Origin of the sequence: Streptomyces sp. NPDC005303, from assembly GCF_040607335.1 — a bacterium.
In the GTDB taxonomy this organism is placed as follows: domain Bacteria; phylum Actinomycetota; class Actinomycetes; order Streptomycetales; family Streptomycetaceae; genus Streptomyces.
On the sequence record NZ_JBEXGM010000023.1, the window covers coordinates 80866 to 94364 of the forward strand.

Below are 13499 nucleotides of genomic sequence, written 5' to 3' on the forward strand. Positions count from 1 at the left end.
CCAATGATGCTGTGAGCAGCGAGAACGGGTCGGTGGACGGTGGCGCCGAGGGAGCGCAGCCCGAGCAGCTTGCGCTCATTCGGGAGAGTGTGCGGAAGGCCAAGGTGCCAAGGGCCAAGCCGCGGACCTGGCGGGGGGCCGCGCTGGCCAAGGAGTTGCCGGTCGCGCGCGTGCTGGTCGACAAGGGGGTCCTGCATCTCGACCGGTACTTCGACTATGCCGTGCCCGAGGAACTCGACGCGGACGCACAGCCGGGGGTGCGAGTGCGGGTGCGGTTCGGGGCCGGGCGCGGCCGGGTCCGGGACGGGCGGCGCGAGGGCGGGGGGCTGATCGACGGCTTTCTTGTCGAGCGGCTCGCGGAGTCGGACTACTCCGGACCGCTGGCGGCGCTCGCCCAGGTCGTCTCGCCCGAGCCGGTGCTCGGCGAGGAGCTTCTGGGGCTCGCGCGGGCCGTCGCCGACCGGTACGCGGGCAGTCTCGCCGATGTGCTCCAGCTCGCCGTGCCGCCCCGTAGCGCTCGTGCCGAGCAGCGGCCTTCGCCGGAACCGCTGCCGCCGCCCGCCGCGCCGGAGCCGGGAACCTGGGGGCGTTACGAGCGGGGGAGCGCGTTTCTGGAGTCGCTGGCCTCGGGGGGCGCACCGCGCGCGGTGTGGAACGCCCTGCCCGGGCCGGAGTGGAGTGACGAGCTGGCGCGGGCCGTCGCCGCCACCCTGGCCTCGGGGCGAGGGGCTCTCGTCGTCGTGCCGGACGGGCGAGCGGTCGCGCGCGTCGACACCGCGCTGACCTCGGTGCTGGGGGAGGGGCGGCACGCGGTCCTGACCGCCGACGCCGGTCCGGAGAAGCGGTATCGGGAGTGGCTGGCCGTGCGACGGGGAGCCGTACGAGCCGTGGTCGGGACGCGGGCCGCCATGTTCGCCCCCGTGCGGGACCTGGGACTCGTCGCACTCTGGGACGACGGCGACGACAGCCACAGTGAGCCGCATGCCCCGCAGCCACATGCGCGCGAGGTGTTGCTGTTGCGGGCCGCACTGGACAAGTGCGGTTTCCTGCTGGGTGGTTGGAGCTGCACGGTGGAGGCCGCGCAGCTCGTGGAGAGCGGGTGGGCCCGGCCGCTCGTGGCCTCGCGGGAGCAGGTGCGGTCGGTCGCTCCGCTGGTGCGGACCGTCGGGGACCAGGATCTCGCGCGGGACGAGGCGGCGCGGGCGGCCCGGTTGCCCACGCTCGCCTGGCAGGCCGTCAGAGAGGGCTTGCGGCACGGACCGGTGCTCGTGCAGGTGCCCCGGCGGGGGTACGTGCCGCGAATGGCCTGCGCCAACTGCCGGGCACCCGCGCGGTGTCGGCACTGTGCCGGTCCTCTGGAGGGGCAGGAGTCCGGGGCGGCGCTGCGCTGCGGGTGGTGCGGGCGCGAGGAGGGGTCCTGGCACTGTCCGGAGTGCGGAGGGTTCCGGTTGCGGGCGCAGGTGGTGGGAGCCCGGCGTACCGCGGAGGAGTTGGGACGGGCCTTTCCGGCGGTTCCGGTACGGACGTCCGGGCGTGAGCATGTGCTGGACACCGTGCCGGGGGCGCCGGCGCTGGTCGTGAGCACGCCGGGGGCGGAGCCGGTCGCCGAGGGCGGGTACGCGGCGGCGCTGTTGCTGGACGGGTGGGCCATGCTCGGGCGGCCGGATCTGCGGGCCGGGGAGGATGCGCTGCGGCGGTGGATCGGGGCGTCGGCGCTGGTGCGGGCGCAGGAAGCCGGGGGCACCGTGGTGGTGGTCGCCGAGCCCACGCTGCGACCTGTGCAGGCACTGGTGCGCTGGGACCCGGTGGGACATGCGGTGCGGGAGCTGGGCGAGCGGGCCGAGTTGGGGTTCCCGCCCGTGTCGCGCATGGCCGCGGTGTCGGGGACCGGGGAGGCGCTCGCCGAGTTCTTGGCGGCCGCGGAACTACCTGCTGAGGCCGAGCTGTTGGGGCCCGTGCCGTTGCCGGTGACGGGGGCTGCGGGACCTCGGCGGGTGGGGGCGCCCCCGGTCGGGGAGCGGTGGGAGCGGGTGCTGGTGCGGGTTCCGCCGGGGCGGGGAGCCGCGTTGGCGGCTTCGCTCAAGGCCGCGCAGGCTTCGCGGATGGCGCGGGGTGGAGGGAGCGGCGGTGAGGGGGCGGTGTGGGTGCGGATCGATCCGCCTGACATTGGGTGACGGGTCTGGTCGGGGGGACGGCTGTGAGAGGGGTGCCGGACACGCGTCACTGCAGGTACAGCCGCGAAGTGCCGCGGGCGCGGGTCCGGGGTGTGTGCGGCCATGCGTCACTGCACAGACAGCTGCGAAGTGCCCTGGGCGCCGGTCAGGTGTGTGCGGACATGCGTCTGCCCTCCCGGTCGTGGGGTGGGAGGGCAGAGAGGGAGGTCGGGTCAGCCGTTGCGGGGGCCGGGGAAGGCCGTGGGCCTTGCCTCGTCCCTGAGGGCGGGGCTGCCCGCGGTGGGCTGGGTCGGCATGGAACGGGCCGCGGGGACCGTGGGGACCGCCGGCACCGTGGGGATACCGGTGTTGACGCTGACCGTGCGGGTTCCCGACGACTCCGTGGCGCGCTCGGCGTCGGCTGTCGCCTGGGCCGCGGCGCGGCGGGCGCCGTAACGGCGGTGGACCGCCTGCTTGGTGACGCCCAAGGCGGAACCCACCGCGTCCCATGAGAAGCCGAGCGAGCGGTCGAAGTCGACCGCGGCCGTCACCAGGGTCTCGACGCTGTCCCGCAGTTCCTGCGCAAGACGGACCGTGGGAGCGGGAGCGCGTCCGTAGACGACGAAGCCCGTGGAGGGACCGGAGCGGCGCGGGCGGTAGACGTTGCCCAACTGGGCGGTCAGGGTGCGCAGTGCGTCCACCTGCCGGCGGACCCGCTCGATGTCCCGCACCAGCAAGTGCAGGCTGGCCCGAGCCTGGGCGTCGTGGGTTGCGTGGTCGGCCATGAACAAGCCTCTCGAACCGGCGTTGAAAAGGATGGGGCCGCGATCGCGGCCCGTTGTGGTCAACTCTTTCTTGACCAACGCGTTTACGCTCCGCTGGTCACGCACTGGGGGCGTACCGGCATATGCGTGCGCCGGGGGCGGGGGGTTCGCGCCTTGGCCAGGAGGGCGGGCCTCGGCTGTGGGCCCTCTCCGGCCGTGCGGCGGCTGTGTGCCCCGCCATAGACTTGTGTGTTGCCCGTCGTCACCCGTCCGAGAGGCCCTGCCCACCCATGAAGCTCGTCTTCGCCGGTACCCCCGAGGTCGCCGTTCCCGCCCTGGACGCTCTCCTCGCCTCCGGGCGGCATGAGGTCGCCGCCGTCGTCACGCGACCGGACGCGCCGGCCGGGCGGGGGCGCAGGCTGGTCGCGAGTCCGGTCGCGGAGCGGGCCGTGGAGGCGGGGATCGAGGTGCTGAAGCCCGTCAAGCCGCGGGATCCGGAGTTCCTCGACCGGCTTCGCGAGATCGCCCCGGACTGCTGTCCGGTCGTCGCCTACGGCGCCCTCCTGCCCCGTGTCGCCCTCGACATCCCCGCGCACGGCTGGGTCAACCTGCACTTCTCGCTGCTGCCGGCCTGGCGTGGGGCCGCTCCTGTGCAGCACTCCATCATGGCGGGGGACGAGCTCACGGGCGCTTCGACCTTCCTCATCGAGGAGGGGCTGGACTCCGGGCCGGTCTACGGCACCGTCACCGAGGAGATCCGGCACACCGACACCAGCGGTGACCTGCTGACCCGGCTCGCCTTCGCCGGTGCGGGGCTGCTCGCAGCGACCATGGACGGCATCGCGGACGGCACGCTGAAGGCCGTACCGCAGCCCTCCGAGGGCATCACCGTCGCCCCGAAGATCACCGTCGAGGACGCGCGGGTCGACTGGTCCGCGCCCGCGCTGCGGGTGGACCGGGTCGTGCGGGGGTGCCACCCCTCACCCGGCGCCTGGACGACCTTCCGCGGCGAGCGGCTCAAGCTGATCCAGGTTCAGCCGGTTCCCGACCGTACGGAACTCGCCCCCGGCGCGCTCTCCGTCGGGAAGAACAGCGTCCACGTCGGAACCGGGTCGTACGCCGTGGAACTGCTGTGGGTGCAGGCCCAGGGGAAGAAGCCGATGAGGGCCGCGGACTGGGCGCGGGGTGTCAGGATCTCGGACGGCGAGACCGTCGGCGGGTGACGCGCTGGGCGTGAGCGGCCGGGGGCTGCCCTGCGGCCGGTGACAGGGGTGCTCCGGGGTCACCCGGCTCCCGGCGGAAGTACGCTTGGGGCGTCATCAGACCTTGAACCCGGAGCACCTTTTTCGTGAGCGACCAGCCCCGTCGGCCCCAGAAACCCGGCAAGCCCTACCGTCGGCCCCAGAAGGACCCCGTCCGCTTCCTCGCCTTCGAGGCGCTGCGGGCCGTGGACGAGCGGGACGCGTACGCCAACCTCGTCCTGCCGCCGCTGTTGCGGAAGGCGCGGGAGAAGGGTGGTTTCGAGGCGCGGGACGCGGCGCTGGCAACCGAGCTCGTGTACGGGACACTGCGGCGGCAGGGCACGTACGACGCGATCATCGCCGAGTGTGTCGACCGGCCGCTGCGCGAGGTCGATCCGCCGGTGCTCGACGTGCTGAGCCTCGGGGCGCATCAGCTCCTCGGGACACGCATCCCGACGCACGCCGCCGTCTCCGCCTCTGTCGAGCTCGCGCGGGTCGTGCTCGGGGACGGACGGGCCAAGTTCGTCAACGCCGTGCTGCGGAAGATCGCGCAGGACGACCTCGACGGGTGGATCGCGAAGGTCGCTCCGCCCTACGACGACGACCCCGAGGACCATCTCGCCGTCGTCCACTCCCACCCTCGCTGGGTGGTCTCCGCGCTGTGGGACTCCCTCGGCGGCGGCCGGGCCGGCATCGAGCGGCTGCTGGAGGCCGACAACGAACGGCCCGAGGTGACCCTCGTCGCCCGGCCCGGGCGCGCCACCACCGAGGAACTGCTGCGCGGGGACTCCGCCGTGGCGGGGCGCTGGTCGCCCTATGCCGTACGGCTGGCCGAGGGCGGTGAGCCCGGGGCCGTCGACGCCGTACGGGAAGGGCGAGCCGGGGTGCAGGACGAGGGCAGTCAGCTCGTCGCGCTGGCCCTCGCGAACGCGCCCCTCGACGGGCGGGACGAGAAGTGGCTCGACGGGTGCGCGGGACCCGGAGGCAAGGCCGCGCTGCTCGCCGCGCTCGCCGCCGAGCGGGGCGCCATGCTGCTCGCCTCGGAGAAGCAGCCGCACCGGGCCGGGTTGGTGGCCAAGGCGCTCGCCGGGAATCCCGGGCCGTACCAGGTCATCGCCGCGGACGGGACCAGGCCGCCGTGGCAGCCGGGGAGCTTCGACCGGGTACTGATGGATGTGCCGTGCACGGGGCTCGGGGCGTTGCGGCGGCGACCGGAGGCCCGGTGGCGGCGGCGGCCCGAGGATCTGGAGGGGTTCGGGCCGTTGCAGCGGGGGTTGTTGAGCACCGCGTTGGACTCCGTCAGGGTGGGCGGGGTGGTCGGGTACGCCACTTGTTCGCCCCACCTCGCGGAGACGCGGGCCGTCGTGGAGGACGTGCTCAAGCAGTGGCCCGCTGCCGAGCTCGTCGATGCGCGGCCGTTGTTTCCCGGTGTGCCGGAGCTGGGGGAGGGGCCGGACGTTCAGTTGTGGCCGCATGTGCATGGGACCGACGCGATGTATCTGGCGGTCATCCGTAGGACGGGGTGAGCTAGTCGTGTGTCTGCCGCGCCGTCTCGGCTGGTCGCGCAGTTCCCCGTGCCCCTGAGTCGGCCACCTGCTCCGTGGCCAGGCTGTGCGGCCACCAGACCTTTGGACCCACGTCCAGGAACAGGGACGTGACCAGCACCGAGCGGACGATGAACGTGTCGATGAGGACCCCCAGCGCCACCGCGAAGCCGATCTCCGCGAAGGCGACCATGGGGAGGGTGCCGAGGGCGGCGAAGGTGCCGGCCAGGACCAGGCCGGCGGAGGTGATGACCGCGCCGGTCGCGGCGAGTCCCGTGACCACGCCCGGGCGGGTGCCCCGGTGGGCCGCCTCCTCGCGGATGCGGGTGGTCAGGAAGATGTTGTAGTCGATGCCGAGGGCCACCAGGAAGACGAAGACGAACAGCGGGAAGTCCGTCGACTCGCCCGCGTAGTCGAACAGGTGGCGGAAGGCCAGGGCGCTGATGCCCAGGGCCGCGGTGAAGGACAGGATCACCGTTCCGATCAGGAGCAACGGGGCGATCAGGGCGCGCAGCAGGGCGCACAGGATCAGCAGGACGACCGCCAGCACCAGCGGGATGATCAGTATGTTGTCGTGCGTGGTCGCCCTGTCCATGTCCAGCAGGGCGGCCGTACCGCCGCCGACCCGGGCGTCGGCGTCCGGAACCGCGTGGACGGCGTCGCGGACCCGTTCCACCGTCTGTTTCGCGGCCTCGCTGTCGGCCGGGGCGGTCATCGTCGCCTCGAAGAGGACCTTGCCCTCGTACGACGGTTTCGTGCCGGGCGGCAGGCCCAGGGACGTGGGTACGACTCCCCGGGTCCCCGCGACCGCCTCGCCGACCTGTCGTGCCTGGGCCTGGTTGCTCACGACGACCAGGGGATCACCGCTGCCCGCCGGGAAGTACTTCGCGGACACCTCCTGGCCGACGATCGAGTCCGGCTTCCCGGTGAACGCGTCCGCGTTGCCGATGCCCTCGGCGCGCAGCTGGAGCAGGCCGAGCGAGCAGACCGCGAGGATCAGGGCGGTGACACCCCAGATCATGCGGGGACGGCGGGCGATACGGCGGCCCGTGCGGGCCCAGATGCCGCTGTCGATGCGGTCGGGCGCGCCGAAGTGCGGGATCGCGGGCCAGAAGATCCACCGGCCGAAGATCACCAGCAGGGCCGGGAACAGCGTCGTCATCGCCAGCAGGGCGACCGCGACACCGATCGCGGCGACCGGGCCGAGACCGCGGGTCGAGTTCATCTCGGCGGCCAGCAGCACGAGCATGCTCAGGACGACGGTCGCGCCGGACGCGAGCACCGCGGGACCCGCGCGGTGCAGGGCGAGGGCCATCGCCTCGTGGCGGTCCTCGTGGTGGTGAAGTTCCTCCCGGTAACGGGCCACCAGCAGCAGGGCGTAGTCGGTCCCCGCGCCGAAGACGAGGACGGTCAGAATGCCAGCGCTCTGGCCGTTGACCGTCAGGCCGGCGTGCTGGGCGAGCAGGTAGATGAGGGCCTGCGCGGTGAACAGCGCGGCGACCACGGAGAGCAGCGGAACCAGGAGCAGGGTGGGACTGCGGAAGGTGATGAGCAGCATGACGACGACGACCGCCATCGCGGACAGCAGCAGCGTCGAGTCGATGCCCTCGAAGGCCTTGGAGAAGTCCGCGGAGGTGCCGCCGGGGCCGGTGATGTGCACGGCGAGGCCGCCGCCGCCCTTGCCCACGACGTCACGCAGGGAGTCCACCGCGGGGGCGATCTCCTGCCAGCCCTTCTCGTCCATGGTGATCGGGACGAGGATCTGGGCCGCGCGCGGGTCGCTCGGCCGGTCGTAGACGGGCCCCCGGGTCTCCGCGCCGCGGATGCCGTGTGCCGTGAGCCGCCTGATCTCGGCCGCGTCCTTGGCGATCGTGGCCCGCTCCTGCGGCGTGAGGCCGCTCTCGCGCGCGTAGACGACGACCGCGGGGATCTGCTCCGGCCTGAAGTCCTCGGAGAGCTGGAGGACTTGGGTCGACTCCGCGGAGCCGGGCAGCCAGGAGGCCGCGTCGTTGTCCTGGGCGTCGGTGAGCTTGGAGGCGAGGGGCGCCGTCAGGAACAGCACCACCAGCCACAGCGCCAGCACCAGCCACTTGGCACGGCGTCCGCAGACGAGATGGGCGATTCGGCGCTTGCTTGTCATGGGGACCTCCGCACCATTGCCCCCGAGGGGCGCGGGGTGGGTCGATGTGCGGCTTCGCCGCGTGGGCGCGACCAGCCACATACAACCCGCAGTCGCAGTGAGCCGCCAGCCCCGGGGTCCCCGCCGCCCGAGGACGGCGCAGCGCATACGCTTGGGGCATGGCCGCGCAGATCAACCCCAGCATCCTGTCCGCCGACTTCGCCCGCCTCGCGGACGAGGCCAGGGCGGTCGAGGGAGCCGACTGGCTCCACGTCGACGTCATGGACAACCATTTCGTCCCGAACCTCACGCTCGGTGTGCCGGTCGTAGAATCCCTGGCCCGTGCGACGGACACTCCGCTGGACTGCCATCTGATGATCGAGGCCCCCGATCGCTGGGCTCCCCAGTACGTAGAGGCGGGGGCCTCCTCCGTCACCTTCCATGTGGAGGCTGCCGCCGCTCCGGTCCGGCTCGCCCGGGAGATCCGGGCCAAGGGCGCCCGTGCCTCCATGGCACTGAAGCCCGCGACGCCCATCGAGCCGTACGAGGACCTGCTCCCCGAGCTCGACATGCTGCTGATCATGACGGTCGAGCCCGGTTTCGGGGGACAGGCGTTCCTCGACATCATGCTCCCCAAGATTCGCCGGACCCGCGAGTTGATCAGCAAGCACGGGCTTGAGCTGTGGCTCCAGGTCGACGGCGGGGTCTCGGCCGCCACCATCGAGCGCTGCGCGGACGCGGGCGCCGACGTGTTCGTCGCAGGGTCGGCGGTGTACGGGGCGTCCGACCCGGCCGAGGCGGTACGTGCATTGCGCAACCAAGCAGAGGGGGCGACCGCGAAGGCTTCGTGGGCGTGCGACCACTGAGCGTCAGGAACGTGAACGGCGCCCATCAGGGCTGATCAAGTGCGCCGGATCTGCAAGGATGAACGGCGAATCCAGAGTGTGAACAGCAGTGAGGAGATCGCCGTGTCGGGTATGTCGGCTGGCCGGTCAGCCATGCGGATGGGACCCGCTGAGCTGGTGCAGGCGGCGGCCATGGCCCGCCGCTTCTACCTCGAGGGCAAGTCCAAGATCCAGATCGCGGAGGAGTTCGGCGTCAGCCGCTTCAAGGTGGCCCGGGTCCTGGAGACCGCCCTCGAACGGGACCTCGTACGCATCGAGATCCGCGTGCCGGCCGAACTGGACGCCGAGCGCTCCGACGCGCTCCGCGCCCGCTACGGCCTCAGGCACGCCGTCGTGGTCGAGTCCCCGGCCGAGGCCCAGGACTCGCCCGACCCCGAGAACCTGGGAGAAGTGGCCGCCGACCTGCTCGGCGAACTGGTCGACGAGGGCGACATCCTGGGCCTGGCCTGGGGTCGTTCCACCATCCACATGGCGGCCGCCCTCGACCGGCTCCCACCGTGCACGGTGGTGCAGTTGACGGGGGTGTACGACGCCGGGACCGCCGAGCGCGGATCGGTTGAGGCGGTGCGGCGGGCCGCCCAGGTGTCCGGCGGGGACGCCCACCCCATCTACGCGCCGATGCTGCTGCCGGACGCGGCCACCGCCCAGGCGCTGCGACACCAGACCGGGATCGCCCGGGCCTTCGAGTACTTCGACAAGGTCACGGTCGCCTGTGTCTCCATCGGTTCCTGGGAGCCGGGCATCTCGACGGTGCACGACATGCTCAGCGACGAGGAGCGCGGCCACTACGCCTCGCTCGGCGTGGCCGCCGAGATGTCCGCGCACCTCTTCGACGCGGAGGGCCGCAGGGTCGGGCGGGACCTGGGCGAGCGGTGCATCACCGTCAAGGCCGACCAGCTCCGCCGGATCCCCGAGGTCGTCGCGATCGCGGGCGGGCAGCGCAAGGCGGCGGCGATCGACGCGGTGCTGCGGTCCGGGCTCGTCACCAGCCTGGTGACCGACACCTCCGCCGCGGACTACCTGATGACGGCGGGGACGCCGCCGAAGCCGGCGCTCAACAGGGCGGACCCGGACGGGCCCTGACGGAGGGTCATGAGGGGGCGGCCGTGGCAGCATCGAACGCATGCTGCTGCGGTTCGTCTCCCGAATGCTTCTGTGTGTGCTGGTCCTGACGGGGTGTTCGGCCACCGACACCGATCCGTCGCGGGGCGGCGGCCCGGCCACCGTCCAGGAGTCGCAGCTCCCCGCCGAGGCCCGGCGGACCCTCGAACTCATCGACAGGGGCGGGCCGTTCCCGTACGCCAAGGACGGCTCGGTCTTCGGGAACTTCGAGCGGCTGCTGCCCGCGCACCAGCGTGGCTACTACCACGAGTACACCGTCCCCACTCCGGGCTCGCGCGACCGCGGGGCCCGGCGGATCGTCACCGGGCAGGGCGGGGAGATCTACTACACCGATGATCACTACGACTCGTTCAGGGCGGTACTGAGATGACGGCACGCGTGGTCACGCTGGACCTCGACGGGGTCACCGACAAGGCGGGCCTGATGGACCGCTGTGCCCGGGACCTGCGGCTGCCGGACTGGTTCGGCCGCAACTGGGACGCGCTGGCCGACGTCCTCTCCGACCCGGACCTGTGGTCCGGGGACGGCGTCGGCGTCGGCGTCGGCGAGGAGACGGTGGTGGTCGTACGGCACTGGAACCGGTACGCCGAGGCGCGGCCGCAGGAGTGGGCGACCGCGCGCGAGGTGTTCTCCGAGGCGTCCGCGCTCACCGTGGCGCTCGCCCTTGGAGCTTCGTCCTAGGGCCCCCGCGGCCGGTCTGGACGTTCCGCCCGTGGGTGACGCCCGGCCCGGCGTGGGAGAATGAAGTACGTGCTCTTTCCCCCTGGCTGACCTGTCCGGGGGCCACCTCTGATCGACTGGGATGTGCAGCACGTGCGTTTCCTCAACGACATCCAGCCCCCGTACGACCTGACGTACGACGACGTCTTCATGGTCCCGAGCCGCAGCGCCGTGGGCTCGCGGCAGGGGGTGGACCTCAGCTCCCCGGACGGCACGGGCACCACGATCCCGCTGGTCGTCGCCAACATGACCGCGATCGCCGGGCGCCGCATGGCCGAGACCGTGGCGCGGCGCGGTGGCCTCGTGGTCATCCCGCAGGACATCCCGATCGAGGTCGTCACCGAGGTCGTCTCCTGGGTGAAGAGCCGCCACCACGTCCTGGACACCCCGATCGTGCTGGCCCCGCACCAGACCGTCGCCGACGCGCTGGCCCTGCTGCCCAAGCGCGCGCACAACGCCGGGGTGGTCGTCGACGAGGAGGGCCGGCCCGTCGGTGTCGTCACCGACCAGGACCTGTCCGGGGTCGACCGTTTCACACAGCTCGCCGAAGTCATGTCGCGCGATCTGCTGCTGCTCGACGCGGACATCGACCCCCGTGAGGCCTTCAACCGGCTCGACGCGGCCAACCGGCGCTACGCCCCCGCCGTGGACCGGGACGGCCGTCTCGCCGGCATCCTCACCCGCAAGGGCGCCCTGCGCGCCACGCTGTACACGCCTGCCGTCGACGCGCAGGGCAGGCTGCGCATCGCGGCCGCCGTGGGCATCAACGGCGACTTCGCGGAGAAGGCCAAGCAACTGCTCGACGCGGGCGTCGACACGCTCGTCATCGACACCGCGCACGGCCACCAGGAGTCGATGATCACCGCGATCAGGACGGTGCGGGCGCTCGACCCGCAGGTCCCGATCGTGGCGGGCAACATCGTGGCCGCCGAGGGCGTGCGGGACCTGATCGAGGCCGGCGCGGACATCATCAAGGTCGGTGTGGGTCCCGGCGCCATGTGCACCACCCGCATGATGACCGGTGTCGGCCGGCCGCAGTTCTCGGCGGTCCTGGAGTGCGCGGCCGAGGCGAAGAAGTACGGCAAGCACGTGTGGGCCGACGGCGGCGTCCGGCACCCGCGCGATGTCGCCATGGCGCTGGCCGCCGGAGCGTCCAACGTGATGATCGGGTCGTGGTTCGCGGGCACCTACGAGTCGCCGGGCGACCTCCAGCAGGACGCGAGCGGACGGCTCTACAAGGAGTCCTTCGGCATGGCGTCCGCGCGGGCGGTGCGCAACCGCACGTCGGAGGAGTCGGCGTACGACCGGGCCCGCAAGGCGCTGTTCGAGGAGGGCATCTCGACCTCCCGGATGTTCCTCGACCCGGCCCGCCCCGGTGTCGAGGACCTGATCGACTCGATCATCGCGGGTGTCCGCTCCTCGTGCACCTACGCCGGCGCGGGCTCTCTGGAGGAGTTCGCCGAGAAGTCGGTCGTGGGCATCCAGAGCGCGGCCGGTTACGCGGAGGGCAAGCCGCTGCACGCCAGCTGGAGTTGAGTCCTGCTCCGCGCGGCCCCCGGTGAAAATCGGGGGCCGTTCGCGTTTCCCGACCGTACGGTCGGCGTATGGAGATCACCGTCTGCCGGAGCGGCGATGTCGCGCTGCTCGACCGGTACATGGACTCGCCCGGAGCCACGTCGTTCCACGCCCGGCGGTTCGCGCGGCAGGAGACGGGGGAGTGCACCTACCTCGTCGCGTGGCTGGACGGACGGCCCGTCGGGCACACGGAGCTGCGCTGGGTCGGCTGCGCGGCGCCCGAGATCACCCTGGACTGTCCCGAGATCGGCGGTCTCGCCGTGTGGCCGGAGGAACTGCGCTCGCGGGGCATCGGCACCGAGCTGATCCGGGCCGCCGAGGAACTGGCCCGGTCACGGGGTCTGACGACCGTGGGCATGGGGGTCGGCAAGGACAACCCGCGCGCGGCCGCCCTGTACGCACGGCTCGGCTACCGGCCGGTGACCGACTACCTGGACCGCTACTCGTACCAGGACCACGACGGCACGACCCGTGAGTGCGTCGACGCCTGTGTGTTCCTCGTCAGGGAACTCCCGCCAGGCCGTCGTGACGTCAAGCCCACTTGACGAGAGCGTGAAGGCATGACGACACAGGAGAGCATCGAGCCGCGGTACACCCCGCTGACCGCCGTCTCCCGGCTCGACGAGCTGCGCATGCGCGAGTCGATGGGCGGTTGCGGGGGCGGGGCCACGGACGCCCCCGACCGGGCCGAACTGCTCGAACTCCTCGCGCTGAGCGAGGTCGTGGCCCGCAAGGCGTTCTACGGCCGTCAGCTGACCGTGCGCGCGGCCCGCGAGACCGGTGCCTCCTGGTCCCGGATCGGGGCCGCGCTGGTCACCAGCAAGCAGGCCGCGTGGGAGGCCCACACACGCTGGATCGACACCCATGCTGCGGCCGGCCACGGCAGGCCCGGGCAGGTGGGGTTCGTCGAGAGGGATGTGGTCGTGATGCGGGTGGTGGCGGGGGAGTCGGAGGACGGCTGAGGAGGGCTCAAGGGGGCCGGCGGGGGCGGGCGTCGCGACGGCCGGGTCGCGGCCCGGCACGGTCGGGCAGGTGGGGTTCGGTGAGAGGGACGTGGTCGTGGCCGGGGGACGGTTGAGGGGGGCCGAGGGAGGTTGGTGGGGGCGTGCGCGTCGGCGCCCGGGCGCGGGTTGAGGCACGGCCGGGCAGGTGGGGTTCGGCGAGAGGGACACGGCCGAGGCCGGGGGAGCCGGGGGGACGGCTGAGAGGGACGCGGCCGAGGCGCGGGCGGTGGCGGGGAGCCGGAGGAGGGCTGAGGGGGGTTGGTGGGGGCGTGCGCGTCGGCGCCCGGGCGCGGGTTGAGGCACGGCCGGGCAGGTGGGGTTCGGCGAGAGGGACACGGCCGAGGCCGGGGGT

Annotated in this window: 12 protein-coding genes; 10 read left to right on the top strand and 2 right to left on the bottom strand. The window is 72.6% G+C overall.

Going from position 1 to position 13499, the window contains the following annotated elements; all coding sequences use genetic code 11:
- The first annotated feature begins 11 nt into the window (after positions 1-11).
- Positions 12-2174 carry a primosomal protein N' gene (locus ABZT93_RS28115; protein WP_356109847.1) on the top strand — a complete coding sequence of 721 codons (2163 nt, stop codon included), beginning with the start codon at positions 12-14 and terminating at the stop codon, positions 2172-2174.
- 212 nt (positions 2175-2386) lie between these two features.
- On the opposite strand, the gene ABZT93_RS28120 is transcribed toward ABZT93_RS28115, so the two are convergent.
- Complete coding sequence (locus ABZT93_RS28120) at positions 2387-2938, bottom strand: hypothetical protein (RefSeq protein ID WP_356109850.1); 552 nt, start codon at positions 2936-2938, stop codon at positions 2387-2389.
- Positions 2939-3207: 269 nt separating this feature from the next.
- On the opposite strand from ABZT93_RS28120, the gene fmt reads away from it, so the two are divergent.
- Together fmt and ABZT93_RS28130 are read left to right on the top strand one after the other, a co-directional pair.
- A complete protein-coding gene (fmt, locus tag ABZT93_RS28125; RefSeq protein WP_356109852.1) occupies positions 3208-4140 on the top strand; it encodes a methionyl-tRNA formyltransferase in 933 nt (310 codons plus the stop codon).
- Between the two features lie 125 nt (positions 4141-4265).
- Positions 4266-5684: a transcription antitermination factor NusB gene (locus ABZT93_RS28130; protein ID WP_356109854.1), complete on the top strand. Its 1419-nt coding sequence runs from the start codon at positions 4266-4268 to the stop codon at positions 5682-5684.
- Between the two features lies 1 nt (position 5685).
- On the opposite strand, the gene ABZT93_RS28135 is transcribed toward ABZT93_RS28130, so the two are convergent.
- Positions 5686-7842 carry an MMPL family transporter gene (locus ABZT93_RS28135; RefSeq protein ID WP_356109856.1) on the bottom strand — a complete coding sequence of 719 codons (2157 nt, stop codon included), beginning with the start codon at positions 7840-7842 and terminating at the stop codon, positions 5686-5688.
- Positions 7843-8000: 158 nt separating this feature from the next.
- On the opposite strand from ABZT93_RS28135, the gene rpe reads away from it, so the two are divergent.
- The 7 genes from rpe (at position 8001) to ABZT93_RS28170 (ending at position 13105) form a co-directional block, all read left to right on the top strand.
- Positions 8001-8687 (top strand): ribulose-phosphate 3-epimerase, encoded by a 687-nt coding sequence (gene rpe / locus ABZT93_RS28140; RefSeq protein ID WP_356109858.1) that lies wholly within the window; start codon positions 8001-8003, stop codon positions 8685-8687.
- A 78-nt stretch (positions 8688-8765) separates the two neighbouring features.
- Positions 8766-9809 carry a sugar-binding domain-containing protein gene (locus ABZT93_RS28145; protein WP_356109861.1) on the top strand — a complete coding sequence of 348 codons (1044 nt, stop codon included), beginning with the start codon at positions 8766-8768 and terminating at the stop codon, positions 9807-9809.
- Between the two features lie 40 nt (positions 9810-9849).
- Positions 9850-10218, top strand: coding sequence for a ribonuclease domain-containing protein (locus tag ABZT93_RS28150; protein WP_356109863.1), 369 nt, complete (start codon positions 9850-9852; stop codon positions 10216-10218).
- Positions 10215-10529, top strand: coding sequence for a barstar family protein (locus ABZT93_RS28155; RefSeq protein ID WP_356109866.1), 315 nt, complete (start codon positions 10215-10217; stop codon positions 10527-10529). The genes ABZT93_RS28150 and ABZT93_RS28155 overlap by 4 nt, the downstream gene beginning before the upstream one ends.
- 132 nt (positions 10530-10661) lie before the next feature.
- Entirely contained in the window at positions 10662-12104 is a 1443-nt protein-coding gene (locus ABZT93_RS28160) for a GuaB1 family IMP dehydrogenase-related protein (protein ID WP_356109933.1), read from the top strand.
- Positions 12105-12172: 68 nt separating this feature from the next.
- The gene (locus ABZT93_RS28165) at positions 12173-12688 is read left to right on the top strand and encodes a GNAT family N-acetyltransferase (protein ID WP_356109869.1); all 516 of its coding nucleotides are present in this window, start codon (positions 12173-12175) and stop codon (positions 12686-12688) included.
- A gap of 15 nt (positions 12689-12703) precedes the next feature.
- A complete protein-coding gene (locus ABZT93_RS28170; protein ID WP_356109872.1) occupies positions 12704-13105 on the top strand; it encodes a hypothetical protein in 402 nt (133 codons plus the stop codon).
- Positions 13106-13499 lie beyond the last annotated feature (394 nt).